The sequence below is a fragment of the Microbacterium sp. IO18 genome, from assembly GCF_049099505.1.
GTDB lineage: Bacteria > Actinomycetota > Actinomycetes > Actinomycetales > Microbacteriaceae > Microbacterium > Microbacterium aurugineum.
Window position 1 is genome coordinate 309,398 of sequence record NZ_JBMJAF010000002.1, and the last position, 26,617, is coordinate 336,014.

The window sequence follows — 26,617 nt, forward strand, 5'->3', positions numbered from 1 at the left end:
GGGGGAATCGGGCGCACCAAGGCCGGAATGAGATTTCGGCTGTCGTCGAGTGTACGCAAGGCAACCGTCCTCACAAAACCGAAACCACTACCGACTTTCGGCAGTATGCGAGGGGAGTCCGCGGGGATAGATTCACCCTGACCTGGTCGTCCACCCCACGACCATGCTCGAACGACCGAATGCCGCAAAGGAGCGCCTGCCGATGAGCAGCCAGATCGACCACCTTCTCGATGAGACCCGGCGATTCCCGCCGTCGGAGGAATTCATCGCCCAGACCATCTCCTCGCCGGAGCTGTACGAGCGCGCCGCGGCTGATCGCGAGGCCTTCTGGGGGGAGCAGTCCCGCGAACTCGTGCACTGGCACAAGCCGTTCACGCAGGTGCTCGATTGGACGAATCCGCCGTTCGCGAAGTGGTTCGACGACGGCGAGCTGAATGTGGCGTACAACTGCCTCGACCGTCACGTCGAGGCCGGCAACGGCGACCGCGTCGCGCTGCACTGGGAGGGAGAGCCCGGCGACTCCCGCCGGATCACCTACGCCGAGCTGACCGACGAGGTCAAGCGTGTCGCCAACGTGCTCGAAGGGTTGGGAGTGGGGCAGGGCGACCGCGTCGCGATCTACCTGCCCATGATCCCCGAGGCGATCGCCTCGATGCTCGCGGTCGCGCGTCTCGGTGCCATCCACTCGGTCGTCTTCGGCGGATTCAGCGCTGACAGCCTGCGCTCACGCATCGACGACGCCGGGGCGAAGCTGGTGATCACGGCGGACGGCGGATACCGCAAAGGCCGTGTCTCGGCGCTCAAGCCCGCGGTCGACCAGGCACTGGCCGATCGGGGCGACGGTGAGCAGCAGACCGTCGAGCACGTGCTGGTCGTCAAGCGCGGCGAGAACGACGTCGACTGGGTCGAGGGCCGCGACGTCTGGTGGCACGACGTCGTCCCCGCAGCGTCGTCCGAGCACACCGCATCGGCGTTCCCGGCGGAGAACCCCCTCTTCATCCTGTACACCTCGGGCACCACCGGGAAGCCGAAGGGCATCCTGCACACCTCCGGCGGCTACCTCACCCAGGCGGCGTACTCGCACAAGTATGTCTTCGACCTGCACCCCGAGACCGATGTCTTCTGGTGCACGGCCGACATCGGCTGGATCACCGGGCACAGCTACGTGGCCTACGGCCCGCTCGCGAACGGTGCGACCCAGGTGCTCTACGAAGGCACGCCGGACACCCCGCACCCCGGCCGCTGGTGGGAGATCATCGAGAAGTACAAGGTCTCCATCTTCTACACCGCGCCGACCGCGATCCGCTCCTTCATGAAGATCGGCCGCAGCGTCCCGCAGAAGTTCGACCTGTCGTCGCTGCGCCTGCTCGGCTCGGTCGGCGAACCCATCAACCCCGAGGCGTGGATGTGGTACCGCGACGTCATCGGCGCAGGCAAGACCCCGATCGTCGACACCTGGTGGCAGACCGAGACCGGAGCGATCATGGTCTCCGCCCTCCCCGGCGTCACCGAGACCAAGCCCGGGTCCGCCCAGGTGCCGCTGCCCGGGATCTCGATCGATGTGGTCGACGAGAGCGGTGTCGAAGTCGGCAACGGCAACGGCGGCCTGCTCGTCATCACGGAGCCCTGGCCGAGCATGCTGCGCGGAATCTGGGGCGACCCGGAGCGCTACCGCGAAACCTACTGGGAGAAGTTCGAGGACCAGGGCTACTACTTCGCCGGAGACGGGGCCCGCCTCGACGAGGACGGCGACCTGTGGCTGCTGGGGCGCGTCGACGACGTCATGAACGTGTCGGGCCACCGCCTGTCCACCGCCGAGATCGAATCGTCGCTGGTCGCGCACGAAGCCACCGCCGAGGCCGCCGTGGTCGGGGCATCGGATGAGACCACCGGGCAGGCCGTCGTGGCGTTCGTCATCATCAAGGAGAGCTACCTCGCGGCGCATGAGCCCGCAGGACTCGCCCAGCTGCTGCGGCTGTGGGTCGGCGAGCAGATCGGCGCCATCGCGCGTCCGCGTGACGTCTACATCGTCGGCGAACTCCCCAAGACGCGATCCGGCAAGATCATGCGCCGTCTGCTGCGCGATGTGGCCGAAGGCCGCGAGGTCGGTGACACGACGACCCTCGCCGACACCGCAGTGATGAGCATCATCTCGGCCCAGGTGAAGTAAGCCCCCTGAAAGATCGAAAACGCGCCTCCCGGGCTTCCGGGAGGCGCGTTTTCGATCCCGCACGCGGGAGGGGCGGCGGGTCAAGCGAGGCGGAAGGCCACCTCGACCTCGACCGGGCTGCCGAGGGGAAGCTCCGCGACGCCGACGGCTGCGCGGGCGTGGCGTCCAGCATCCCCGAAGATCTCGCCGAGCACATCGCTGGCACCGTTGATGACCCCGGGCTGCCCGGTGAAGCCTTCGGCGGAGGCGACGAATCCGCCCACGCGCAGCACACCGGCGATGCGGTCGAGTCCACCCGCGGCATCCGCTGCCGCGGCGAGGGCGTTCAGCGCACAAGTCCGCGCGTAGGTCTTCGCATCCTCGGCGGAGACCTCCGCACCGACCTTGCCCACAGCGGGGAGCGCGCCTTCGATGAACGGCAGCTGGCCCGAGGTGTACACGAGCCCGCCGTGCACGACCGCGGGCACGTAGGCGGCCACCGGTGCGGCGACCGCGGGCAGCTCGATGCCGAGCTCGGCCAGGCGGGAAGCGACGGTCATGCCTGCTCCCCCTCGAACTGGCGGGCGGCCTGTTCCGCCGCCGCGAGGCCGGCGTTGGCAGAAGCCTCGGCCGTGACAGGGCGCTTGAGGTAGGCGACGAGCCCACCCTCGGGGCCCTGCACGACCTGGACGAGCTCCCAGCCCTGCTTGCCCCAGTTGTTGAGGATCGCGGCGGTGTTGTGGATGAGCAGCGGCGTGGTGAGGTACTCCCACGTGGTCATGGCACTCCTGTCGATCGGGGCGCGACGCCGTGATTCCGCGTCGGGCTCGTCAAAGGCGGTATTCAGGGAACTCCCCTACGATCAAGCGTATGCCCCAAAAGAATCGCACGGTGAGAGGCGTGCTCGGCGGACTCGTCGGGCTCGTCGGGCTGAGTGCCGTCGCCGGACTCCTGGTCGCAGCGAGCGTCACGCCCGTCCTCACGATGACCGGCCTCGCCGGCACCCAGGCCCTCACGCTCTTCGACCAGCTGCCCGAGAACCTCAACCCGGGTACGCCGATGGAGCAGTCCACGATCTACGCCACGACGCCCGACGGCAAGAACGTCGCCCTCGCGTCGTTCTACGAGCAGAATCGTGTGCCCGTGACCTACGAGCAGGTCTCCCCGGTGCTCTACGACGCGATCCTGTCCAGTGAGGACAAGAGCTTCTACAGCCACGGCGGCGTCAACGTCGGCGCGACGGTGAAGGCGCTGATCGACAACGTCCGCGGCACCTCCAGCCGCGGTGCATCGACCATCAGCCAGCAGTACGTGAAGAACGTGCTGATCCAGGAGTGCGAGCAGAAGGTCGACACGACCTCGGAGACGCACAACGAGGATCTGCAGCAGTGCTGGAAGGACGCGACCAACGCGACGGGCGCCGACGGCATCGAGCGCAAGCTCCAGGAGATGCGCTATGCGATCCAGATCGAGAAGGACTTCTCGAAGAACGACATCCTCCTCGGCTACCTGAACATCGCGAACTTCGGCGGAACGGTCTACGGCATCGAGGCCGCGGCCAACTACTACTTCAACACGACCTCGGCGAAGCTCACGGTCGCGCAGGCGGCGACGCTGGCGGGCATCGTGCAGAACCCCAACACGTACCGCATCGACAAGCCCGAGGGCACCGTCACAAATTCGAAGGGCGAGGCGCTCAACACCGCCGAGAGCGGCTACGCCCTCACGAAGGATCGGCGTCACTACGTGCTCGGCCGCATGCTCGCGGATGGCAAGATCACTCAAGCGCAGTATGACGAGGCCGACGCCTCCGAGATCACTCCCTCGCTCAACCCGCCCACGCAGGGTTGCGCCTCCGCGGGCGCCAATGCCTACTTCTGCCAGTACGTGAAGTCGATCGTGCTGAACGACGAGGCGTTCGGCAAGGAGCCGCAGGACCGGGCAGACCTGCTCCGTCGCGGAGGCCTCAAGATCTACACCTCGCTGGACTACCGCATCCAGGACCCCGCCGCGCAGGCGATGAAGGACATCGTGCCGGCCAACTACGACAACGACTACTTCGGTGCTGCCGGAGTGTCGATCGAGGTGGGCACCGGACGCATCCTGTCGATCACGCAGAACACGCAGTTCGATGAGACGAGCACGGATGACCTGGCGAAGAGCTCGCTCGTCTTCGCCGGCGACGCGACGCACGGCAACTCGGGCGGGTTCCAGGTCGGTTCGGTCTACAAGCTCTTCACCTTGATCGATTGGCTCGAGAAGGGCCACTCCGTCAACGAGGTCCTCAACGGCCGGGTGCAGACGAACCTGAAGATCCCCGTGTGCGAGAGCCCGCAGACCGCCAACACCAAGGAGATCGGCAACTTCGGCGGCGGCGGCGGCTACACCGCGAGCGTCATGGACTTCACCCGGCAGTCCCTGAACAGCGGCTACTTCGCGATGGCCTCGAAGCTGGACATCTGCGAGATCAACCAGGTCGCCGACCGCATGGGCGTCACCCTCGCCAGCGGAAAGAAGGTCACGGACGAGAACGTGCCGTACGACGTGCTCGGCCCGAAGAACATCTCCCCGATCGCCATGGCCAACGCCTACGCCACGGTCGCCAGCGGCGGGAAGTACTGCACGCCGCGCGCGATCGACCGCGTGGTCGGCCCCGACGGCAAGGACCGCGAGCTCCCGAAGTCGTCCTGCACCGACGGCGTCATCTCGAAGGAGGTCGCGGCGACCGCGGCCTACGCACTTCAGGGTGTGATGTCCGGCGGCGGCACCGGTGCCCGCGCCAACCCGTTCGACGGCACGCCGCTCATCGGCAAGACCGGAACGCACGACCGCTGGTCAACCATGATGATCGAGTCCAGCACCAAGGTCACGACTGCGGTGTGGGCCGGGCGCTGGAAGGGCCAGTCCGACATCTACCAGAAGTGGGCCGGGAACTACCAGCTCAACAACATGCGGTACCCGCTGGCGTTGGCTGCGCAGGCTGCGGCCAACGGTGCCTACGGCGGAGACGCCTTCCCCCGCCCCGACAACAACCTGACCCGGCGGGTGCTCACCGAGGTGCCGAACGTCGTCGGGATGACGATGGACGAAGCGCGGTCGACGCTGGAGAGCCGGGGCTTCTCGGTCACCGACGGGCCGGCTGTCGACAGTGACCAGCCGACGAACATCGTCGTCGCCCAGGATCCCTCCGGGCAGGCCGCAGGAGGCGCGACCGTGACGATCTCCCCCAGCAACGGGCAGGGGACCACGGTTCCGGGGAACCTGGCCGGGATGTCCCGTGCGGACGCGGCGGCCGCGCTGGGTGCCGCCGGCTTCACGTCGATCGACTTCGACAACTCGTGCAACCCGCCGAACGCTGTCGTGAGCTCCACGGATCCGGCACCCGGCTCCGCCACGAGCAAGTCCACCGCCGTGCGAGTGACGTGCGAGTAGCCTCGCGCCGCACGGCCCACCCGGCCCTCATCGCGCTCGGCGCGGTGGGGGCCGTCGGTGCTGCTGCCGCCGTCTGGGGCATCGGCATCGAGCGCTACCTGTTCACGGTGCGCGAGGTCACCGCCCCCGCCCTCCCCGCCGGTTCAGCTCCGATCCGCATCCTGCACCTCTCGGATGCGCACATGGCGCCGTGGCAGCATCGGAAGCAGGATTGGCTGGCATCGCTCGCGGAGTTGAAGCCCGATCTGATCGTCAACACCGGCGACAACCTCGGCCACCTCGACGGCCTCGCCGGCATCCGCCGGGCGTTCGATCCGCTCGCCGGTATCCCCGGCGTCTTCGTGCACGGGTCGAACGACGTCACCGCTCCCTCCCCGCGCAACCCGCTGCGTTACTTCCTCGGTCCGTCGAAGAAGCATCATGAGCCGACGCCGCTGGACACTGCGGCGATGGACCGGTACTTCACCGACGAGCTGGGGTGGACCGACCTCAACAACTCCGCAGCGCGCCTCGCGGTCGCCGGCACGGTGGTCGACGCCTTCGGTGTGAATGACGCGCACCGGGACTGGGACCGCCTCGACGTGCTCCCCGATGCGATCGGTGCCCTCGGTCCGCGCAACGCAGCGACACCGTTGCTGGGCGTCACCCACGCCCCCTACCAGCGCGTGCTCAACGGATTCACCGACCTCGGCGCCGATGCGATCCTCGGCGGCCACACACACGGCGGTCAGGTCTGCCTGCCCGGATACGGTGCACTCGTCGCGAACTGCGATATCCCGCTCAAACAGGCCAAGGGCCTCAGCACCTGGTCGCACGGCGGGCGCACGGTCCCGCTCAACGTCAGCGCGGGGTGCGGTCACTCGATCTACGCCCCGGTCCGCTTCGCGTGCCGCCCCGAGGCGACGCTGCTCACCCTCACGGCCCGGAACTGATCCCGGTCTCGATTCGGCGCACGGAGCATTTCCCTGTAGACTCGGAGGGTTGCAAACGGGGTGTGGCGCAGCTTGGTAGCGCGCTTCGTTCGGGACGAAGAGGTCGCAGGTTCAAATCCTGTCACCCCGACCAGTGACACCGGAAGGCCGCCCTCAGGGGCGGCCTTCTCTGTATCGGCTTCGCGCACGAAGGGAACGCATGGGGTCTCTGCTCCCGCCGCCGCGCCGGTTCACCCGCGCCTGGGCTCTCGCCCTCGGCATCCCGTTCCTCCTCGTCCTCGCGGCGCTCACGCTGACGCCCTCCCGCGTCGAACACACGATGCCCAATCTGCTCGACGTGATCCTCGGCATGGCCCATCGCCTCGGCTGGGCGTCGCTCGACTTCACCCGCCTCGAGATCCTGGCGAACATCCTCGTCTTCATCCCGGTCGGCATACTCGCCTTCGTGCTGCTCCCCCGCCGTGTCTGGCCTCTCGCACTGCTGGTCGGACCGGCGCTCTCCCTGGCGATCGAGACAGTTCAGCGCCTCGCACTCCCCCATCGTGCAGCGACCCTCACCGATGTCCTGGCGAACTCCACGGGCGCCGTGTTCGGCGTGGCCCTCGCTGTCATGTGCACCCTGCTGTTCGCGCCGCGAGCCTCCCCGCGCCCACCTTCTAGGCTGGAGACACCATGACCACGCCTGTCCTCGTCGCCTTCGATCTCGACGACACGCTCGCGCCGTCCAAGGGAGTGATCGACCCGCGCATCGCCGAACAGCTGCGGGCTCTGCTGCGCACCGTGGACGTCGCGATCATCTCGGGCGGCAACGAGGCGCAGTTCCGCTCGCAGGTCGTCGCCCGCCTCGGTGACGCGGACCCTGCGGCGCTCGCACGACTCCATCTGCTGCCCACCTGCGGCACGCGGTATCTGCGCCACGACGGGGCGGACTTCGTGCCCGTCTACGCGCACGACCTCAGCGACGAGGAGAAGCAGGCGGCCCTGACCGCTCTGCGCGAAGAGGCCGAGCGTCTCGGGCTCTGGGAGGCGGACCCCTGGGGCGAGATCCTCGAGGACCGCGGATCTCAGATCACCTTCTCCGCGCTGGGCCAGCGCGCCCCGCGCGAAGCCAAGCACGACTGGGATCCGACCGGGGCGAAGCGCGCGGCTCTGCGGGATGCGGTCGCCGCCCGCCTCCCCGGCCTCGAGGTGCGCTCTGGCGGATCGACCTCGATCGACATCACCCGCGCCGGCATCGACAAGGCCTTCGGGATGACGCAGCTCGCCGCTCACACCGGGATCCCTCTCACGGACATGCTGTTCTACGGCGACCGGCTCGACGAGGGCGGGAACGACTACCCGGTGCTGGCCATCGGCGTGCCGTCTGTCGCCGTCGACGGCTGGGAAGACACCGCCGACAAGCTCGACGAGCTCCTGCGCTCGCTCTGAGCCGCCGCGGTGTCGCACGGCGCGACGTCACCGCGTGGCCCTAGCATGGCGACATGGACGCCTTGCTGATCGTGATCATCGTCGCCGCGGCCACCAGCGCGGCCTGCTGGATCCTGTCCCTGGCCACCCGCGACACCTCGTGGGTCGACCGTGCCTGGTCGATCGTGCCCGTGGCCTACGTGTGGATCTTCGTCGCCGGTGCCTTCGCACAGGGCGACGGATCGGCGCGCGTCGTGCTGATGGGGGTGCTCGTGACCGCCTGGGGAGCCCGCCTGACCTTCAACTTCGCGCGCAAGGGCGGCTACACGGGCATGGAGGACTACCGCTGGGCGATTCTTCGCGCACGCATGCGGCCCTGGCAGTTCCAGATCTTCAACCTGCTGTTCATCATCGGCTATCAGATGACACTGCTCGTCCTCATCACCTTGCCGGCCCTCGTCGCCGCGCAGAAGCCCTCGGCGCTCACGGGGTGGGACGCGCTCTTCATCGCGGCGTTCCTCGCCTTCCTGGTCGGCGAGACCATCGCCGACCAGCAGCAGTGGGCCTTCCATCAGCGCAAGAAGCAGGCGGGCGGCTCCCTCTCCCCCGGCTTCGCGACCACCGGGCTGTTCCGCTACAGCCGACACCCGAACTTCTTCTTCGAGCAGGCACAGTGGTGGGCCCTCTACGCGATCGGTGCGACGGCCGCCACTGCGGCGGGCGCGGGTGTGCTCGGTGGCGTCCTGAATCCGACGATCATCGGCCCTGCCCTGCTGACGGTGCTCTTCATCGGCTCGACGGTCTTCACCGAGTCGATCACCGCGTCGAAGTATCCGGCCTACGCCGAGTATCGCCGTACGACGTCGATGCTGGTGCCGTGGCCGCCGCACCGCAGGGCCGTCGCCCCGCAGGCCTGAGCCTGTCCGGGGGGGCGCCCCGCCACTCCCGCTCAGCGCGTGCGCGCGTCCGCAGCCGCCCTCGCCACGGGCACCAGGCGCGTGAGCTGAGTGACGTGTCCCGGTTCGAGCTCCGCAAGTGAGGAGACCCCCAGCAGACGCATCGTGCGCTCGATCTCACTGCGCAGGATCGCGATCGTCCGGTCGACCCCCTGGCGCCCGCCGGCCATCAAGCCGTAGAGGTACGCGCGCCCAATCAGGGTGAAGTCCGCCCCGAGCGCCACGGCGGCGACGATGTCGGCACCGTTCATGATGCCGGTGTCGATCATGACCGTGAAGTCGTCGCCGACGGCCCGTCGCACCTCGGGCAGGAGATGGAACGGAATCGGCGCGCGATCGAGCTGTCGTCCGCCGTGGTTCGAGAGCACGATGCCGTCGACTCCCGCATCACGCAGGCGCACCGAGTCCTCGACGTTCTGCACGCCCTTGATCACGATCTTCCCTGGCCAGATGTCACGGATCACGTCGAGATCGTCGTAGCTGATCGTCGGGTCCATCGCGGCGTCCAGCAGCTCACCGACCGTTCCGCCCGTGGTGCTCAAGGAGGCGAACTCCAGCTTCGGAGTCGTCAGGAAGTCGAACCACCACCACGGCCGCGGGATCGCGTTGATGATCGTGCCGAGCGTGAGCTGCGGCGGGATGCTGAAGCCGTTCCGCTTGTCCCGCAGACGGGCACCCGCGACCGGGGTGTCCACTGTGAACTGGAGGGTGTCGAAGCCGGACGCGGCGGCGCGGCGGGTGAGCTCGTACGAGATCTCCCGGTCGCGCATGACGTAGAGCTGGAACCAGTTGCGCCCATGCGGGTTGGCGACCGTGACGCCCTCGATCGACGTGGTGCCGAGGGTGGACAGCGTGAACGGGATGCCCGCAGCGCCGGCGGCTCCGGCACCGGCGACCTCGCCCTCGGTCTGCATCAACCGGGTGAAGCCCGTGGGCGCGATCCCGAAGGGCAGCGCGGAGGGGCCGCCGAGGATCTCGACGCTCGTGTCGACGTCGGGAGCGGGCCGCAGGATGCCCGGGTGGAACTCCACGTCCTGGAACGCCTGCCGGGCGCGCGAGAGCGAGAGTTCGCCCTCGGCGGCGCCATCGGTGTAGTCGAAAGCCGCCTTGGGCGTGCGGCGCTTGGCGATCAGACGAAGATCGTCGATCGTGAGCGCGGCATCGAGACGGCGCTTGCGGCCGTCGAACTCCGGCTTCTTGAACTTCATGAGGTCGAGGAGTTCGACGGGATTCGGGAGCTGGCGCTGCACCATGGTGTGCCTCTCAGTTCAGGGGATGGAGGTCGCGGGTCAGCCCCGCGGACGTGTAGTAGCCGGTGATGTGCGAATGGACGAGAGTGCGAGCGGCATCGCCATCGCCCTCGTCGATCGCGGCGACCAGGGCCCGGTGTTCGGATCGCAGCCGCTCCGCCATCGCGTCCCAGTCGGGGATCGCGGCGACGCCCGCCTGCACGTAGGACTCGATGGATGAACGCAGGCCCGCCATCATCGCGGCGATGACCGTGTTGCCGCTGGCTTCGGCGAGGGAGAGATGCAATTGGGCGTCGAGGGCGAGGAACTCCGCGGCAGCGAGACCTGCCGCGTCCATCGCCTCGAGCAGCTGGTGCGCGCGTGTCGTGTCGCGATCTGCGGATGCGGCGAGAGCCGTCACCACCGCGTCTTCGAGCACCAGGCGCGTGCGCACCACGTCGTCCAACGGGAAGCCCTGTGCGGCGACCTGCAGCCGGAGGAGCGCGGACATCCCTCCGGTCGGGGTCGCGATGACGATGGCACCGGACTGCGGACCCGAGCCTGTCGCGGTGCGGATGAGACCCATCACCTCGAGCACACGGAACGCCTCACGGACGCTGGAGCGCCCGACACCGAGCTCGCTCGCGAGGTCACGCTCCGAAGGGAGCCTGTCCCCCGGGCCCAGACGAGCGTCGAGGAGGTCGCGCTCGATGTGTTCGAGTACGAGCTGCCAGGCGCGCGCCGGCTGTTCACTCATCGATCCTCCTGTGGTCTGACCACAGCGTATCCTCCTGTGGTCAGACCACGCAACACAGGCAGCCTCGGGTTCGTTCAGGTTCACAACTCCGCAAAGAATTCACGGAACACCCTGCGGAGCGGCGTCACCGCAGGATCCGGTCGAGGATCTGCGGAGTTGTGAACGCGACGAGGCGGCGAAACCACCGCGGGAGCAGGCCCGGGAGGGGGCTCAGCCCAGGCGCCCACCCGATTCGTCGAGGTAGCACGTCCCGCACAGCGACTCGTAGGTCGTCAGCTCGGGGGAAGCCGTTCCGACCGCGCCCTCGTCGATCGCGACCTGATCGCCGTCGAAGACGAAGCGCCCGCCGACCACCCGGCCGTTGAACACGGCCTTCCGCCCGCACCGGCAGATGGTCTTGAGCTCCTCGAGCGAGTGCGCGATCGCGAGCAGCCGCGCGGATCCGGGGAAAGCGTGCGTGAGGAAGTCGTTCCGGATGCCGTATGCCATCACCGGCACGCCGTCCTCCACAGCGATCCGGAAAAGATCGTCGACCTGCGACGGAGTGAGGAACTGTGCCTCGTCGACGAGGAGGCATGCCACATCCACGGGCCCGCCGGGGAGCAGTTCTTCATCCGTGGAACGACGGAGGCGGTCACGATGCTGGGTGAACAGCTCGCGGGCGTCGTCAGCCTGCCCGACGAGGAAGTCGACCTGACGGGTGACGCCGAGCCGACTCTCGATCTCGGCCGCACCCTTGGTGTCGATCTCCGGCTTCGCGAGCAGCACGTGCTGTCCGCGCTCCTCGTAGTTGTACGCGGCTTGGAGCAGGGCGGTCGACTTGCCGGAGTTCATCGCGCCGTAGCGGAAGTAGAGCTTCGCCACGGGTCGGACTCAGGCGTTGATGCCGAGGGTGGCGGCGGTCGCCTCCGTGGATTCCTCCGCGAGCGCCGGATCCGTGTTCAGCTTCTGGCCGAACGTGGGGATCAGGGCGCGAAGCTCGGGCTCCCAACCGGGGTACTCCGACGGGAAGCAGGTCTTCAACAGACCCAGCATGATCGGGACCGCCGTGGACGCGCCGGGCGAGGCACCGAGGAGCCCGGCGATCGAGCCATCCGTAGACGAGACCACTTCCGTGCCGAACTGCAGGATGCCGCCCTTCTGCGGGTCCTTCTTCATGACCTGCGCACGCTGCCCGGCGTCGATGAGGGTCCAGTCCTCATCCTTCGCCGTCGGCATGAAGGTCCGCAGACTGTCGACCTTCTTGGCGTGGTTCTTCAGCAGCTCGCCCACCAGGTAGGTGATGAGGTCGGGGTTCTTCACCGCCACCTGCAGCATCGGGAGCAGATTGTGCGCCCGCACCTGCGACACGATGTCGAGCATCGATCCGTTCTTCAGGAACTTCGGACTGAACGTCGCGAACGGCCCGAACATGAGCGAGGACTCCCCATCGACGACGCGGGTGTCGAGGTGCGGGACCGACATCGGCGGCGCACCGACCGAGGCCTGCGAATACACCTTCGCCTTGTGCTGCGCCACGATCTTCGGGTTCGTGGTCTTGAGGAACTGTCCGCCGATCGGGAAGACACCGTATCCCTTGATCTCGGGAATCCCGGAGTTCTGCAGGAGCTTGAGGGCCCAGCCGCCGGCGCCGACGAACACGAAGCGCGCCTTGACCTCGTTCGGCGTGTGGCCGATGCTGTTGCGGTACTTGACCAGCCAGGTCCCGTCCTTCTGCTTCTTCAGGCTGCGCACCTCGTGGTTGGTGCGCAGCGTGACGCCCGACTCGGTGAGGTGGTCGAAGAGCTGGTGGGTGAGCGCGCCGAAGTCGACGTCGGTTCCTGCGGGAACGCGGGTCGCGGCGAACGGCTCGCCCTTGCGGCGCTGCTGCATCAGCAGAGGCGCCCAGGTGTTGATGACGCGCGAGTCCTCGCTGTACTCGATGCCCGCGAACAGCGGCTGCTCCTTGAGCACCTCGTAGCGTGCCTTGAGGTAGGCGACATCCTTCTCACCGCGGACGAACGTCATGTGCGGAGTCGCGTTGATGAACGTCGACGGCGCATCGAGCACACCGCGGTCCACGAGCGACGACCAGAACTGGCGACTCTGCTGGAACTGCTCGTTGATCGACACCGCCTTGGCGGGGTCCAGCGGGGCATCCCCCTGCTGCGGCATGTAGTTCAGCTCACACAGGGCGGCGTGACCCGTGCCGGCGTTGTTCCACGGGTTCGAGCTCTCCTGGGCCACATCGGAGAGTCGCTCGAAGGCGACGATCTTCCACTCCGGCTGCAATTCGTGCAGCAGAGTACCCAGGGTGGCGCTCATGATGCCACCGCCGATCAGGACGACATCGACGTTTTCAGTCACCGAACCAGTCTAGTTCGCGGGCACGCCACCGCGGACCATGCGACGGTGTCCGCGGCGAAGAGATCAGCGCACGACGGCGAGACGCTCCGCGAGGACCTCGGCGATCTGCACCGCATTCAGTGCGGCTCCCTTGCGGAGGTTGTCGTTGCTGAGGAACAGCACGAGCCCCTTGCCCTCCGGCGCGGACTGATCGGCCCGGATGCGACCGACGAAGCTGGGGTCCTTGCCGGCAGCCTGCAGCGGCGTGGGGACCTCGTCGAGGACCACGCCGGGAGCCGCGCTCAAGACCTCGCGCGCACGCTCGGGCGAGATAGCACGGGCGAACTCGACGTTGATCGAGAGGGAGTGACCGGTGAAGACCGGGACACGCACGCAGGTGCCCGCGACCCGGAGATCGGGGAGTTCGAGGATCTTGCGGCTTTCGTTGCGGAGCTTCTTCTCCTCGTCCGTCTCGTTGTCCCCGTCTTCGACCAGATTGCCGGCGAACGGGATCACGTCGAAGGCGATCGGAGCGATGTACTTCTCGGGCTCCGGGAAATCGACGGACGAACCGTCGTGCACGAGGCGGAGGGTGTCGCCCTGCGCGAGCACTCCCTCGACCTGGCCGAGGAGCTCCTGGGCGCCGGCGAGCCCGGAGCCGGAGACCGCCTGGTAGGTGGACACGATGAGACGCTCGAGGCCGGCCTCGGCGTCGAGGGCCTTCAGTACCGGCATGGCCGCCATGGTGGTGCAGTTCGGGTTCGCGATGATGCCCTTGGGGCGATCGTCGATCGCGTGCGGGTTGACCTCGCTGACCACGAGGGGAACCTCGGGGTCCATCCGCCAGGCGCTGGAGTTGTCGACGACCACGGCGCCGGCGGCGGCGAAACGCGGCGCATAGGCACGGCTCGCGGTGGCTCCTGCCGAGAACAGGGCGATGTCGATGCCCGAGGCATCCGCCGTCTCGACGTCTTCGACGATGACGGTCGCGCCGCCGAACTCGATGGCTGTGCCCGCGGAGCGTGCGGATGAGAACAGCCGCAGGTCGCGGATCGGGAACGACCGCTCGGCGAGAATCTCGCGCATCACGGTGCCCACCTGGCCGGTGGCGCCGACGATGGCGACGGAGAGTCCTGATTCGGAGATGCGGGTCATGATGTTCCTTGGCGTCGTGCGGTACTGCGTACGAGGCTTCGGGCGCGGCGTCGGGATGTGGATGCTGCGCCTGGCGCCGGTGTCAGGGTTTCGGTGAGTCTACCGTGCCGCGACGGACCGTCGGCTCTGCGCTCCGAGAGCACTCACCTGTGTCAGGAAAACGGCGACGATCGGCAGAGATCAGCGGCCGGTGCCGGCGTGGACCGTGGCTTCGGCGTCGCCGTCGAGTCCGTAGGCGGTGTGCACCGTCCGCGCTGCCTCGGTCAGGTCGGTGTCGCGCAGCACCACCGAGATGCGGATCTCGGAGGTGGAGATCATTTCGATGTTGATGCCGCCGGCCGACAGCGCCTCGAAGAGGGTCGCCGAGACCCCCGAGTGCGTGCGCATTCCCGCGCCGACGACCGAGAGCTTGCCGATCTGATCGTCGTGGATCAGGTTCTGGAACCCGACTTCGGTCTGATCGCCGGCGAGCGCCTTGAGCGCAGCCGCCGCATCCGCCTTGGGAACCGTGAAGGAGATGTCGGTGCGTCCGGTCGCAGAGACGTTCTGCACGATCATGTCGACGTTCGCGCCCGACTTCGCGACGATCTTGAAGATCTCCGCGGCCTTGCCCGGCACGTCGGGCACGCCCGCGACCGTGATCTTGGCCTGGCTGAAGTCGGTGGCGACACCGGCGACGATCGGTTCTTCCATGACTGCTCCCTCGGCTTCGCGCGGGTTCTTCATGCCCTCGCCCAGAACGTATGTGCCCTCGGCCGACGAGAAGGTCGACCGAGCATGAATGAGGACGCCGTGACGGCGTGCGTACTCGACGGCGCGGATGTACAGCACCTTGGCGCCGTTGGCGGCCAGCTCGAGCATCTCCTCGCTGGAGACGTGATCGAGCTTCTGCGCCTTCGGGATGACGCGCGGGTCCGCGGTGAAGATGCCGTCCACGTCACTGTAGATCTCGCACACGTCGGCGTCGAGCGCGGCGGCGAGAGCGACGGCCGTGGTGTCGGATCCTCCACGGCCGAGCGTCGTGATGTCCCTGGTGTCGCGGTTGAAGCCCTGGAACCCGGCGACGATCACGATCGCCCCCTCATCGAGGGCTTCGCGCAGACGAATCGGCGTCACGTCGACGATGCGTGCGGCACCGTGCTGGGAGTCCGTGATCATGCCCGCCTGGCTGCCGGTGAACGACCGCGCCTCGAATCCCATCGAGTGGATCGCCATGGCCAGCAGCGCCATCGAGATGCGTTCTCCGCTGGAGAGCAGCATGTCGAGCTCACGCGGTGCGGGGATCGGGGCGACCTCGTCCGCGAGCTCCAACAGCTCATCGGTCGTGTCACCCATGGCGCTGACCGCCACGACCACGTCATGACCGGCACGACGCGTGTCGACGATGCGCTTGGCGACGCGCTTGATGCTCTCTGCGTCGGCGACGGACGAGCCGCCGTACTTCTGCACGATGAGGGCCACGATCACTCCCTGGGATGTCGGGCGGATCCGCCCACGCTCATTCTATGATCGGCGCGTATGCCCTGCTGCGCATGTGTCATCGCTTCCGACGGCGAGGAACGGCGCCTCGACGATCAGAGCGTCGGTGGGAGCGCCTGCGCAGACACGGGGCGCAGGCGACCGCCCGTGGCGGCGAACCAGCACCCGACGATGATCAGCGGGAACCCGAGGAGCAGACCCGGCGTCAACGGTTCGGCGAGGACGATCGCCCCGAGGACGATCGCGACCACCGGGTTGACGTACGTGAACAGCGGAGCGCGTACCGGCCCCACTTCGCGGATGAGCGCGAAGAACGCGAGGAACGCCACCGCCGTGCAGATCACGGCCAGCGCGAGCAGCGCCCCGATCGACGGCAGCGTGGGCACCTGATGCTGCGTGAGCAGGCCGATCGGGAGGTAGAAGATCCCGATCATGAGCAGCGACAGCGTGATGGTGCCCAGAGACGGGACGGCGTTGAGCTTGCGAGCGACGATGAAGGGAGCCGTTGCGTACAGCACGGCCACCAGGAGCACCTCCCCCGCAGCGAGAAGGCTCACTTCGCCCCCGAAGAGTCCCGGGCCCGCGACCACGACGGCGACACCGAGGAATCCGACGAGCAGGCCGATTGCGCGGGCGGGCCGGAGCACCCCGCGGTCGCCCCCGCCGAGAGCGATCAGAGCGGCGAACAGCGGCACCGTTGCCACCAGCAGCCCGGTCATCCCGGAGGTCAGCGTCATCTCGGCATGGCCGAGCAGGAGGAAGGGACCCGCCATCTCGACCGCGCCGAAGGCGAGGACCCAGGGCCAGTGCTTCAGAGCGGCCCGCAGCGCGCCGCTCCGGATCGCGAACGGCAGCAGCAGCACCGCGGCGATCAGCGTGCGTCCGGCCACGATCGCCGGCGGGGAGATCGACTCGACCGCGACACTGATGAACAGGTACGGCACGCCCCACAGCAGGGCCATGGCCCCGAAGAGCAGCCAGCCGCGACGCGAGATACCCGCGCTCGGCGTCACAGGACGCGCCGGCCCTCGAACGCGCGCCCGAGCGTGACCTCGTCGGCGTATTCCAGGTCGCCGCCGACGGGCAGGCCGGAGGCGAGACGGGACACGGTGATCTGCATGGTGGTCAGCAGTCGGCTCAGGTAGCTCGCCGTCGCCTCCCCCTCGAGGTTCGGGTTGGTGGCGAGGATCACCTCCTGCACCGTGCCATCGGCGAGACGCGTCATGAGCTGCGCGATCCGGAGGTCGTCGGGACCGATGCCGGCGATGGGGCTGATGGCCCCGCCGAGGACGTGATAGAGCCCGCGGAACTCCCGGGTGCGCTCGATCGCGGCGACATCCTTCGCGTCTTCGACCACGCAGATCAGCGCCTGGCTGCGACGCGGATCACGGCAGATCCCGCATCGCTCCTGCTCGGCCACGTTGCCGCAGATCTCACAGAACCGCACGCGGAGTCGGATCTCGCTCAACAGCTCGGCGAGACGCGCGACGTCGAACGTCGGCGTCTGGAGGATGTGGAACGCGATCCGCTGTGCGGACTTCGGGCCGATGCCGGGGAGCCGACCGAACTCGTCGATCAGCTCCTGAACGATGCCGTCATACATCAGGAGAACCTCGTCGGGGGCTCGTAGGGCTCTTCGCGCAGGAACGTCGCGCCGAGCACCTGGCGGATCACGGCCTCACCGTAGCGCTGCACTCCCCCGGCAGTGGGAGCGCGCTCGATGACGACCGGAGGGGCTGTCGCCGTGCGCTGCGCCGGTGCCGACCGTTCGGGCGGAGCCTGGCGCGCCACCGGCGGTTCGTACGACGGGTCGTAGGGCGGCTCATCGTCATATGCCGGGGCCTCGTCATCACCGGGAAGCGGCGGTGCGTCGCGATCGACAGCACCGTCGGACGGCGGCAGGGGTGCGGATGCCGCCGCTTCGATCTCTTCGGGCTCGTCGTCGACCGGAAGCGGAGCGGCGGCTGCGGTCGGCACGCTCGGCTGCTCCACGGCGGACGGGATCGGCGCGACGGCCCACTCCGTCACGGTGGAGGCCGACGCGCTGCGGACCTGCGGACGGGACGACCCCGCTGACGCAGGCTCCGATGCGGGAGCAGGATCGGCGGGTGCCGACGGGCCGGACGCCGCGGACTGCCGCGGAGCTCCTCCGGTGGGCATCGGTGCAGGAAGGTACTTGACCCGCACGCCCAGCTCGCTCTCGATCGCCGACCGCAGATGGTCCGAGGGTCCGGAGCCCGGAGTGGTGCCCTTGAACTTCGCGACATCATGCTGGCTCGTGAAGCCGAGCGTCAGGACCTCGGTATCGGTGGCGTAGGCGAGCGGTTGCACCGCGGTCGCCAGCAACCAGGACGTGCGGCTGATGCTCTCGAGCCGGGTCAGCACGGCGGGCCACGAGGCGGTGATGCGTTCGAGGGTGACGGGACCCTGCGCGACGGCGGGCTCCGGTGCGGGTGCCGCCTCGGGTGCGGGTGCTGCCTCGGGTGCGGGTGCGGGGCTCGGCGCTTCGTTCTCGGTGCGCGCGGCGGCCGGCTCCTCGGCGGGGGCGGTCTGCGCAACAGCGGGGGTAGCGGCCGGCGTCGCCACCGGGGCAGCAGCCGGGGAGCCCGTGGCAGGCGCGGGGGTCGAGACGGCGGCAGGAGTCGAGACAGCCGTAGGAGTCGAGACAGCCGCGGGAGTCGAGCGGGCCGGTGCGGCCGCACGCTCGGGCGCGGCCGCGGGGGCCGGATCCGACGTCGACGCCTCCGCCGCAGCGGCGAGCACGCGAGCCACCATGAGTTCGAGGTGAAGGCGCGGAGAGGTCGCACCCGACATGTCGTCGAGGGCGGCGCTGACCACATCGGCCGTGCGCGAGAGCCGCGCCGACCCGAAGGTGGCCGCCTGGGCACGCATGCGCTCCAGATCGTCTTCGGCGATGCCGCGGAGGACCGCCGAGGCGCCGGCTCCGACCGCCGCGATGACGATGAGGTCTCGCAGGCGTTCGAGCAGGTCGTCGACGAAGCGGCGCGGATCCTGACCCGTCTGCACCACACGGTCGATCGCCGGGAAGGCGGCGGCCGCGTCTCCTGCGGCGAGCGCGTCGACGATCTCGTCGAGGAGGGCGGCATGTGTATAGCCGAGCAGCGACACGGCACGCGCGTATCCCACCGTCACCGTCTCGGAGTCGGCCGGGGCGTCGGATCCGGCGATCAGCTGGTCGAGCAGCGACAGCGTGTCTCGAGGCGAGCCACCACCGGCGCGGACCACGAGCGGGAGGACGCCCTGTTCGACGATCACGCCCTCTTCGGCGCACAGCTTGGCCACGTATTCGAGCATGGCGGCGGGCGGCACGAGCCGGAACGGGTAGTGATGCGTGCGGGAGCGGATCGTGCCGAGGACCTTCTCGGGCTCGGTGGTCGCGAAGATGAACTTGACGTGCTCCGGCGGTTCTTCGACGAGCTTGAGCAGCGCGTTGAAGCCCTGCGGCGTCACCATGTGCGCCTCGTCGAGGATGAAGATCTTGTACCGGTCGCGGCTGGGGGCAAACGTCGCCCGTTCACGCAGATCTCGTGCGTCGTCGACACCGTTGTGGCTCGCCGCGTCGATCTCGACGACGTCGAGGGATCCTCCGCCGGCACGCGACAGCTCGACGCAGCTCGGGCACACGCCGCAGGGAACATCGGTCGGCCCCTCAGCGCAGTTCAGGCAGCGCGCGAGGATGCGGGCAGAGGTCGTCTTGCCACAGCCGCGAGGACCGGAGAACAGGTACGCATGGCCGACTCGATCGCCGCGCAGAGCCGTCATCAGCGGATCGGTCACCTGGGACTGCCCGATCATCTCGCCGAAGGTCTCGGGTCGGTAGCGGCGGTAGAGGGCTGTGGTCACCTCAACAGCCTACGGCGTGCCACCGACCTTCGCTTCGGGAGACCGGCATCCCGGCCCGATCCGTCCACACACGCCGCTGAGACCCCCGCTGAGCGTCCGCGCCCCCTCGCTTCGGCGCGCGCCAGCGGGGGCGCCGACGACCAGCGGGGGTCTCGGCACAAAGGAGAAAGGAGAGGAGGAGGGAGGGTCAGTCGATCGGTTCGATCACCGGGACCGCGGTCGTGATCACCGGAACGGATGCCGACATGCGCGTGCCGTCCTCGCGTCGTGCATCGGCGAACTGCCTCAGGGTCGGACGCCCCGGGAGCATCGGCCCCTGATCAGCGAGGGGCACGACGGCCGCATCCTCCGCGGTGGCGAAGTAGGCGGTGTCGCGCACGCTGAACGGCACCGGCGGACCACTGCGCACCTCCACGCGGAGCTCGTCCCTGGTCACGGTCACCTGCATCGTGGACCCCTGCCACTGCAGCGGGAACGAGAGGGAGGGCCAGTCCACCGGAAGCCGCGGATCGAAGCTGAGGTCGCCCGCGTAGTCGCGCATGCCGCCGAAGCCGCACACCAGCGCGGTCCACACCCCACCGGCGGAGGCCACGTGCACACCATCCGCGGCGTTGTGGTGCAGATCGTGCAGGTCGACGAACAGCGACTGCTCGAAGTACTTCCTGGCGAGGTCCTGGTAGCCCACCTCGGCGGCCATGATCGACTGCACGACCGCCGACAGGGTGGAGTCGCCCGTGGTCAGCGGGTCGTAGTAGTCGAAGTCGGCCTTCTTCTCCTCGGGCGTGAAGTGGTTGCCCTGCAGGAACAGCGCGAGCACGACGTCCGCCTGCTTGAGCACCTGGAACCGGTAGATCACCAGGGGGTGGAAGTGCAGCAGCAGCGGCCGCTGCTCGGAGGGGGTGTTGGCGAGATCCCAGACCTCGCGCTCGAGGAAGAGCGAGTCCTGCGGATGGATGCCGAGCCCCTCGCTGTACGGGATGAACATCGCCGACGCCGCCCGCTCCCACGCCTCGGCCTCACCGGGACCGAGCCCCGTACGGTCGACGAGCTTGACGTAGTCCTCCGGGTGGCTCTCCTTGATCTCGCGCACCACCTTGGCCGCATAGCGGAGGTTGTAGCGCGCCATCACGTTCGTGTACAGGTTGTCGTTGACGACCGTCGTGTACTCGTCCGGGCCCGTGACGCCGTGGATGTGGAAGGTCTCGATGCCGTCCCCGGTGTCCACCTCGTCCACCAGACGCGAGGCGCGCCAGAACCCGAGGGTCGCCCACAGCCGTGCGGTCTCGATCGCGATGTCGGCGCCCTCACGCCGCAGGAACTCCTCGTCCCCCGTGGCCCGCACGTACTTGCCCAGCGCGAAGCTGATGTCGGCGTTGATGTGGTACTGCGCGGTGCCGGCGGCGTAATAGGCGGAGGCTTCCTCGCCGTTGATGGTGCGCCAGGGGAAGAGCGCTCCCGCCTCGTTGAGCTGTGCCGCACGACGACGCGCAGCGGGGAGCATGCCCGCGCGGGCGCGCAACGCGTTGTACGCCCACCGCGGCGTCGTGTAGGTCAGGAATGGGAGCACGTAGATCTCCGTGTCCCAGAAGTAGTGACCGCTGTACCCCGACCCGGAGACGCCCTTGGCGGGGACCCCGGCGCCGTCGGCGCGCGCCGATGCCTGCGCGAGTTGGAACAGGCACCAGCGAGTGGCCTGCTGCAGGTCGTCGCGCCCGCCGATCTGCACGTCGCTGCGCTCCCAGAACGCGTCGAGCCACTCCCGCTGACGCCGGAACACCGTCTCGACGCCCTCATCCGCCGCACGGTCGAGCGAACGACGGCAGCGGTCGACGAGTTCCCGCGGCGGCACCCCGCGTGAGGTGTGGTAGCTGACGAGCTTCGTGACCGTGATCGGGACGCCGGCCTTGGCCTGCACGCGGAACACGTTCTTCGCGATGTCGGGCTCGACGAGCGTGCGTGCGTTGTACTCGTTCTCGGTCTCGACGATGTGGTCGGCGACCACGGCGACGGTCATCCCGGAGTCTGCGACCCGGTACGACAGCGCCGAACGCAGTCCGTCCTGCCAGTGCTCGGCCGGCTCCAGCACGCGGTCGGCGATCTTCTCGGCCTTGCGCGGGTCGAAAGCGGCCGCCTTCGTGCCGATCGGCGTCCCGGCGTACACACCGGCTCCGTCCTGGCGGTTCAGCAACTGGCAGCTGATCGTGACCGGGGCATCGGCGTTCTCGACGACGACCTCGAGCCGGAGGACGGCGAGGTGGCGCTCCTCGAAACTCACGATGCGCTCGTCACGCATGCGCACGCGCTTGCCCGACGGGGTCTCCCACACCACCAGGCGCTCCAGGACACCGGTGCGCATGTCGAGGGTGCGCCGGTACTCGCGCACGTCGGCGTCGTCGAGCGAGATCGGCTCGTCGTCGACGTACACACGCATGACCTTCGCGTCGGGGGCGTTGACGATCGTCTGCCCGACTTCCGCGAATCCATAGGCCTGCTCGGCGTGCCGGATCGTCCAGGTCTCGTGCAGTCCGTTGATGAAGGTCCCGTGCTCCTGGGCACCCCGACCTTCGATGTGGTTGCCGCGGAGGCCGAGGTAGCCGTTGCCCACGGAGAACAGCGTCTCGCTGACGCCCTCCTCCGAGTAGTGCGTGTCGATCAGACGCCACGCGTCGACGGGGAAGCGGTCGCGGTCGATCATGCGGTCTCCGGGATGTCGGTGCGGGTGGCGGGGACGAAGACGGCGAGATCGTCGACGACGATCGTGGCGCCGGCGGCTCGCAGGGCGTCGGCACCAGCCCCGCGATCGACGCCGATCACGGTGCGGTAGCCGGCTGCGGAGGCGGAGGCGGCACCGGAGGTGGCATCCTCGACGGCGACGGAGCGGCTCGGGTCGACCCCGAGGGCCGCGGCGCCGGCGGCGAACATGTCGGCGGCCGGCTTGGAGGCGAGACCATCGCGCTCCGCCACGACGCCGTCGACCACGACCCGGAAGAGGGAGCGGATGCCGGCGGCGGCCAGCACCTCCTCGGCGTTCTTCGAGCTCGACACGACCCCGAGCGGGATTCCGGCGTCACGCAGGCTCCCGACGAGCGCGAGCGACCCCGGGTACGCAACGATGCCCTGCGCGCGCAGAGACGCCGCGAAGGCGGCGTTCTTGCGGTTGCCGATGCCGCAGATCGTCTCGGCGGAGGGGTCGTCGTCGACGTGTCCCCAGGGGACTTCGACGTTGCGGCTGCGCAGCAGGCTCGCGACGCCGTCGTAGCGCTTCTTGCCGTCGACGTAGTCGTAGTAATCGGCATCCGTGTACGGCGGGGTGATGCTCCACCGGGCGAACACATCGTCGAACACGGCCTGCCAGGCGCGCATGTGGACCTCGGCGGTCGGGGTGAGGACGCCGTCGAGGTCGAAGAGCACGCCGTCGGCGTGGAACAGGTCGGGCAGTGCGTCTGGCACAGAGCCTCCAGGAGAAGGGCGATCAGCGGGCCGGCACCTCTCCGTGCCACCGCTCAAGCGTAATGCGGCATCACGTCACGGGGTAACCCCCGCGAGCGGATCAGAGGAGCTCGGCCGTCTGCCTGGCGATCTGCAGTTCCTCATCGGTCGGCACGACGAGCACCGTCACCGCGGAGGCGTCCGTGGAGATCCGGCGGATGCCGCGCTCACGAGCCTCGTTCCTCGCCGGATCGATCTCGACGCCCGCGAAACCGAGCGTCGCCAGCGCAGCGGCCCGCACCGGCGCGGCGTTCTCGCCCACACCGGCCGTGAACGAGATGACGTCCACTCCCCCGAGCTGTGCGATGTACGCCCCGGCGTAAGCCCGCAGGCGGTGCACGTACACGTCGAAGGCGAGCACGGCGGACTCGTCTCCGGCGTCCACACCGGCGAGGATGTCGCGCATGTCGCTGCGGCCGGCGAGTCCGGCGAGACCGCTGCGGGTGTTGAGCAGCGAGTCGAGGTCGTCGATCGAGTACCCGGCACGGCGGGAGAGGTGGACGAGGGCCGCCGGATCGATGTCTCCCGACCGCGTGCCCATCACCAGGCCCTCGAGCGGGGTGAGCCCCATCGACGTCTCCACCGAGCGCCCGCCCTCGATCGCGGTCACGGAGGCGCCGTTGCCGAGGTGGAAGACGAGCTGCCGGAGCTCGGCGAGGTCGCGCCCGAGGAACGCCGCCGCCGCCTCGCTCACGTACTGGTGACTCGTGCCGTGGAAGCCGTATCGCCGCACCCGGTGCTCGGCGGCGAGCGCTGCGTCGATCGCATAGGTGTACGCGGCGGGCGGAAGGGTCTGATGGAACGCGGTGTCGAACACGGCCACGTGCGGAACCTGATCGAACACGGCGCGTGCGGCCCGGATCCCGGCGAGGTTCGCGGGGTTGTGCAGGGGGGCGAGCACCGCGAGCTCGTCGATCTCACGCTCCACGTCGGCGTCGATCAGGGTCGGGGCGTAGAAGCGCGCGCCGCCGTGGACCACGCGGTGTCCGACCGCGACGGGGCGACGCTCGTCGAGCGAGGGCCCGTGCGCGGCGAACTGCTCCCGCATCACCTCGAAGGCGGCGGCGTGGTCGGCGATCGGCTGCTCGCTGCGGTACGTCGCGTCGAGCATCGTCGGCACGGCGTCGGCGTCCACGGCGGGGCGGACGGTGTGCGCCACGGGACTGGACTCCTGCCCGATGCGCTCGATCAGTCCGCTCGCGAGCAGGTCCTCCTGTTCGATGTCGATCAGGCTGTACTTCAGCGACGACGACCCGCTGTTGATCACCAGGATCGCGCTCATGCCTCATCTCCCTGCGCCTGGATCGCCGTGATCGCGACCGTGTTGACGATGTCATCGACGAGCGCGCCGCGGGACAGGTCGTTGATGGGCTTGTTGAGCCCCTGGAGCACCGGTCCGATGGCGACGGCTCCTGCTGAGCGCTGTACGGCCTTGTACGTGTTGTTGCCGGTGTTGAGGTCGGGGAACACGAACACGGTCGCCCGCCCGGCGACCGCCGAGTCCGGGAGCTTGGCCTTGGCCACCGCCGCATCCGCCGCCGCGTCGTACTGGATCGGCCCTTCGACCGGGAGCTCGGGGGCACGCTCGCGGACGAGCGCGGTCGCGGCGCGCACCTTGTCGACGTCGGCCCCGGAGCCGGACTCCCCGGTCGAGTACGACAGCATGGCCACGCGCGGATCGATGCCGAACCGGCGGGCGGTCTCGGCGGAGGAGATCGCGATGTCCGCGAGCTGCGCGCTCGTCGGATCGGGGATCACCGCGCAGTCTCCGTAGACGAGCACGCGATCGGCGAGCGCCATGAGGAACACGCTGGAGACCACGTTCACGCCCGGCTTGGTCTTGATGATCTCGAACGACGGACGGATCGTGTGCGCCGTGGTGTGCGCCGCGCCGGAGACCATGCCGTCGGCCAGACCGAGATGCACCATCATCGTGCCGAAGTACGACACGTCGGTCACCGTGTCCGCCGCTTGGGCGAGGGTGATGCCCTTGTGCGCCCGCAGCCGTGCGTACTCGGCGGCGAACCTCTCGACAAGTTCAGGGTCGGTGGGGCTCAGCACCTGGGCCGCCGCGATGTCGATGCCCAGCTCGACGGCGCGGGCACGGACGGCCGCCTCGTCGCCGAGGATCGTCAGATCCGCGACCTCCCTCGCGAGAAGCGTCGCCGCGGCCCGCAGGATGCGGTCGTCGTCGCCCTCGGGCAGGACGATGCGACGCCGATGTGCGCGTGCACGCTCGATGAGGCCGTACTGGAACATCAGCGGGGTCACCACGTGTGCCTCGGCGAGCCCGAGCTGCTCGGTCAGCTCCACGATGTCGACGTGCGCCTGGAACAGGCCGAGCGCGCGGTCGTAGCGGCTGCGCGAATCCACGGAGAGGCGCCCGCGGGTGCTCATCACACGCACGGCGGTGTCGTAGGTGCCCAGATCGGTCGTGATGATCGGCACCGACGACGCGAAGCCGTCGAGCAGGCGCACGATCTGCTCGGGAAGAGGGAACGGGCCGTTCAGGATGATGCCGGCGATGCGGGGGAAGGTGCCGGACGCATCGGCGAGCAGGGCGGCCAGCAGCACCTCGGTGCGGTCGGCCGGGATCACCACGACCGCCTCCTCGGTGAGCCGGGGCAGCACGTTGACCATCGACATGCCGGCGACGACGATCGTCAGCGCCTCCCTGGTCAACCGGTCCTCGTCGCCCGTGAACAGCGTGCCGTCGACGGCGGCGAGGATGTCACGGATCGACGGGGCCACGAGCGCACGGTCCTCGGGGATCGCCCACACCGGCGTGCGGTCCTCGGGGAGCACGGCGTGGACCGCGTCGATGACGGCATCCAGCGCATCGGGGTCGGCACGGTTCACCGCGACGGCGAACAACTCCGCACGCTCCTCGGAGAGCTCGGACAGCGCGAGTGCGGCGATCTGTCCGATCGCCGCGGCCTCACGGGCGGTCGTGGTGCCGAGCTGTTCGGCCTGGCGCTGCTGATCGCGACCGCTGAGCACGAGCAGCACGGGGACACCGAGGTTGGCGGCGATCCGCGCGTTGAACCCGAGCTCGGCGGGGCTCGCGACATCCGTGTAGTCGCTGCCGATGACGACGACGGAATCGCACTGCGCCTCGACGGACTTGAACCGCGCGACGATCGTCGACAGCGCGCTCTCCGGGTCGGAGCGCACATCGTCGTACGTCACGCCGATGCAGTCCTCGTAGTCGAGGTGTACGCCGTCGTGGGCGAGCAGCAGTTCGAGGATCTCGTCGCGCTCGGTCGTGGACCGCGCGATCGGGCGGAACACCCCCACCCGCGGCGAGACGCGCATCAGGGCGTCGAGCGCCCCGAGGGCGATCGTCGACTTGCCGGTATGACCTTCGGCCGAGGTGATGTAGATGCTCCGCGCCACGAGCCCAGCTTAGGCGCGGCGTTCGGGAAGCCGCCGGGGAAACCACC

The 26,617-nt window shown here is 68.8% G+C and carries 21 protein-coding genes and 1 tRNA gene; 7 read left to right on the forward strand and 15 right to left on the reverse strand.

The features are described from left to right. Positions 1-202: 202 nt before the first annotated feature. Entirely contained in the window at positions 203-2,170 is a 1,968-nt protein-coding gene (gene acs, locus ACLF6J_RS13135; protein WP_131491406.1) for an acetate--CoA ligase, read from the forward strand. An 80-nt stretch (positions 2,171-2,250) separates the two neighbouring features. Here acs and ACLF6J_RS13140 read toward each other — a convergent pair whose 3' ends face one another. Both ACLF6J_RS13140 and ACLF6J_RS13145 read right to left on the reverse strand, forming a co-directional pair. Continuing rightward, positions 2,251-2,709 carry a RidA family protein gene (locus ACLF6J_RS13140; protein ID WP_134351985.1) on the reverse strand — a complete coding sequence of 153 codons (459 nt, stop codon included), beginning with the start codon at positions 2,707-2,709 and terminating at the stop codon, positions 2,251-2,253. Beyond that, complete coding sequence (locus ACLF6J_RS13145) at positions 2,706-2,930, reverse strand: hypothetical protein (protein WP_047521785.1); 225 nt, start codon at positions 2,928-2,930, stop codon at positions 2,706-2,708. Before ACLF6J_RS13145 ends, ACLF6J_RS13140 begins: the two co-directional genes overlap by 4 nt. Positions 2,931-3,019: 89 nt before the next feature. Between ACLF6J_RS13145 and ACLF6J_RS13150 the strand changes: the two genes are divergently transcribed. From ACLF6J_RS13150 to ACLF6J_RS13175, 6 genes are all read left to right on the forward strand, one after another. Next, positions 3,020-5,581, forward strand: a complete 2,562-nt coding sequence (locus ACLF6J_RS13150) for a transglycosylase domain-containing protein (protein ID WP_244093484.1) — start codon at positions 3,020-3,022, stop codon at positions 5,579-5,581. Continuing rightward, positions 5,572-6,513, forward strand: a complete 942-nt coding sequence (locus ACLF6J_RS13155) for a metallophosphoesterase (protein ID WP_134351987.1) — start codon at positions 5,572-5,574, stop codon at positions 6,511-6,513. The genes ACLF6J_RS13150 and ACLF6J_RS13155 overlap by 10 nt, the downstream gene beginning before the upstream one ends. 56 nt (positions 6,514-6,569) lie before the next feature. Next, positions 6,570-6,646: transfer RNA gene (locus ACLF6J_RS13160), tRNA-Pro, on the forward strand. A 66-nt stretch (positions 6,647-6,712) separates the two neighbouring features. Continuing rightward, positions 6,713-7,189 (forward strand): VanZ family protein, encoded by a 477-nt coding sequence (locus tag ACLF6J_RS13165; protein ID WP_134351989.1) that lies wholly within the window; start codon positions 6,713-6,715, stop codon positions 7,187-7,189. Beyond that, positions 7,186-7,941 (forward strand): HAD-IIB family hydrolase, encoded by a 756-nt coding sequence (locus ACLF6J_RS13170; RefSeq protein WP_134351991.1) that lies wholly within the window; start codon positions 7,186-7,188, stop codon positions 7,939-7,941. Before ACLF6J_RS13165 ends, ACLF6J_RS13170 begins: the two co-directional genes overlap by 4 nt. A 53-nt stretch (positions 7,942-7,994) precedes the next feature. Beyond that, entirely contained in the window at positions 7,995-8,837 is an 843-nt protein-coding gene (locus tag ACLF6J_RS13175; protein ID WP_134351993.1) for a DUF1295 domain-containing protein, read from the forward strand. 32 nt (positions 8,838-8,869) lie between these two features. On the opposite strand, the gene ACLF6J_RS13180 is transcribed toward ACLF6J_RS13175, so the two are convergent. From ACLF6J_RS13180 to pta, 13 genes are all read right to left on the reverse strand, one after another. Then, entirely contained in the window at positions 8,870-10,129 is a 1,260-nt protein-coding gene (locus tag ACLF6J_RS13180) for an alpha-hydroxy acid oxidase (RefSeq protein ID WP_134351995.1), read from the reverse strand. A gap of 10 nt (positions 10,130-10,139) precedes the next feature. Beyond that, positions 10,140-10,862, reverse strand: a complete 723-nt coding sequence (locus tag ACLF6J_RS13185) for a FadR/GntR family transcriptional regulator (RefSeq protein ID WP_134351997.1) — start codon at positions 10,860-10,862, stop codon at positions 10,140-10,142. A 210-nt stretch (positions 10,863-11,072) separates the two neighbouring features. Then, entirely contained in the window at positions 11,073-11,726 is a 654-nt protein-coding gene (locus tag ACLF6J_RS13190; RefSeq protein WP_047521800.1) for a thymidine kinase, read from the reverse strand. Positions 11,727-11,735: 9 nt separating this feature from the next. After that, positions 11,736-13,208 (reverse strand): malate:quinone oxidoreductase, encoded by a 1,473-nt coding sequence (locus tag ACLF6J_RS13195; protein WP_134351999.1) that lies wholly within the window; start codon positions 13,206-13,208, stop codon positions 11,736-11,738. A 63-nt stretch (positions 13,209-13,271) separates the two neighbouring features. Continuing rightward, positions 13,272-14,342, reverse strand: a complete 1,071-nt coding sequence (locus ACLF6J_RS13200; RefSeq protein WP_047521803.1) for an aspartate-semialdehyde dehydrogenase — start codon at positions 14,340-14,342, stop codon at positions 13,272-13,274. Positions 14,343-14,522: 180 nt separating this feature from the next. After that, entirely contained in the window at positions 14,523-15,803 is a 1,281-nt protein-coding gene (locus tag ACLF6J_RS13205; protein ID WP_047521813.1) for an aspartate kinase, read from the reverse strand. A 113-nt stretch (positions 15,804-15,916) separates the two neighbouring features. Beyond that, on the reverse strand, positions 15,917-16,834 hold the full coding sequence (locus ACLF6J_RS13210; protein ID WP_134352001.1) for a DMT family transporter: 918 nt from the start codon (positions 16,832-16,834) through the stop codon (positions 15,917-15,919). Then, positions 16,831-17,424, reverse strand: coding sequence for a recombination mediator RecR (gene recR, locus ACLF6J_RS13215; protein WP_047521806.1), 594 nt, complete (start codon positions 17,422-17,424; stop codon positions 16,831-16,833). The genes ACLF6J_RS13210 and recR overlap by 4 nt, the downstream gene beginning before the upstream one ends. Further along, entirely contained in the window at positions 17,424-19,685 is a 2,262-nt protein-coding gene (locus tag ACLF6J_RS13220) for a DNA polymerase III subunit gamma and tau (RefSeq protein WP_134352003.1), read from the reverse strand. Before ACLF6J_RS13220 ends, recR begins: the two co-directional genes overlap by 1 nt. Before the next feature lie 187 nt (positions 19,686-19,872). After that, positions 19,873-22,380 (reverse strand): glycoside hydrolase family 65 protein, encoded by a 2,508-nt coding sequence (locus ACLF6J_RS13225; RefSeq protein ID WP_131491393.1) that lies wholly within the window; start codon positions 22,378-22,380, stop codon positions 19,873-19,875. Continuing rightward, positions 22,377-23,135: an HAD-IA family hydrolase gene (locus ACLF6J_RS13230; RefSeq protein WP_134352005.1), complete on the reverse strand. Its 759-nt coding sequence runs from the start codon at positions 23,133-23,135 to the stop codon at positions 22,377-22,379. The genes ACLF6J_RS13225 and ACLF6J_RS13230 overlap by 4 nt, the downstream gene beginning before the upstream one ends. 100 nt (positions 23,136-23,235) lie before the next feature. Continuing rightward, the gene (locus ACLF6J_RS13235) at positions 23,236-24,456 is read right to left on the reverse strand and encodes an acetate/propionate family kinase (RefSeq protein ID WP_134352007.1); all 1,221 of its coding nucleotides are present in this window, start codon (positions 24,454-24,456) and stop codon (positions 23,236-23,238) included. Continuing rightward, a complete protein-coding gene (pta, locus tag ACLF6J_RS13240) occupies positions 24,453-26,570 on the reverse strand; it encodes a phosphate acetyltransferase (RefSeq protein WP_134352009.1) in 2,118 nt (705 codons plus the stop codon). Before pta ends, ACLF6J_RS13235 begins: the two co-directional genes overlap by 4 nt. Positions 26,571-26,617 lie beyond the last annotated feature (47 nt).

Excerpts from the sequence above, each read along its gene's own strand:
- acs (WP_131491406.1), top strand. The coding sequence starts at position 203 with ATGAGCAGCCAGATCGACCACCTTCTCGATGAGACCCGGCGATTCCCG.
- ACLF6J_RS13185 (WP_134351997.1), bottom strand. The coding sequence starts at position 10,862 with ATGAGTGAACAGCCGGCGCGCGCCTGGCAGCTCGTACTCGAACACATC.
- recR (WP_047521806.1), bottom strand. The coding sequence starts at position 17,424 with ATGTATGACGGCATCGTTCAGGAGCTGATCGACGAGTTCGGTCGGCTC.
- ACLF6J_RS13235 (WP_134352007.1), bottom strand. The coding sequence starts at position 24,456 with ATGAGCGCGATCCTGGTGATCAACAGCGGGTCGTCGTCGCTGAAGTAC.
- ACLF6J_RS13180 (WP_134351995.1), bottom strand. The coding sequence starts at position 10,129 with ATGGTGCAGCGCCAGCTCCCGAATCCCGTCGAACTCCTCGACCTCATG.
- ACLF6J_RS13145 (WP_047521785.1), bottom strand. The coding sequence starts at position 2,930 with ATGACCACGTGGGAGTACCTCACCACGCCGCTGCTCATCCACAACACC.
- ACLF6J_RS13170 (WP_134351991.1), top strand. The coding sequence starts at position 7,186 with ATGACCACGCCTGTCCTCGTCGCCTTCGATCTCGACGACACGCTCGCG.
- ACLF6J_RS13200 (WP_047521803.1), bottom strand. The coding sequence starts at position 14,342 with ATGACCCGCATCTCCGAATCAGGACTCTCCGTCGCCATCGTCGGCGCC.
- ACLF6J_RS13140 (WP_134351985.1), bottom strand. The coding sequence starts at position 2,709 with ATGACCGTCGCTTCCCGCCTGGCCGAGCTCGGCATCGAGCTGCCCGCG.
- ACLF6J_RS13150 (WP_244093484.1), top strand. The coding sequence starts at position 3,020 with ATGCCCCAAAAGAATCGCACGGTGAGAGGCGTGCTCGGCGGACTCGTC.
- ACLF6J_RS13165 (WP_134351989.1), top strand. The coding sequence starts at position 6,713 with ATGGGGTCTCTGCTCCCGCCGCCGCGCCGGTTCACCCGCGCCTGGGCT.
- ACLF6J_RS13225 (WP_131491393.1), bottom strand. The coding sequence starts at position 22,380 with ATGATCGACCGCGACCGCTTCCCCGTCGACGCGTGGCGTCTGATCGAC.
- ACLF6J_RS13175 (WP_134351993.1), top strand. The coding sequence starts at position 7,995 with ATGGACGCCTTGCTGATCGTGATCATCGTCGCCGCGGCCACCAGCGCG.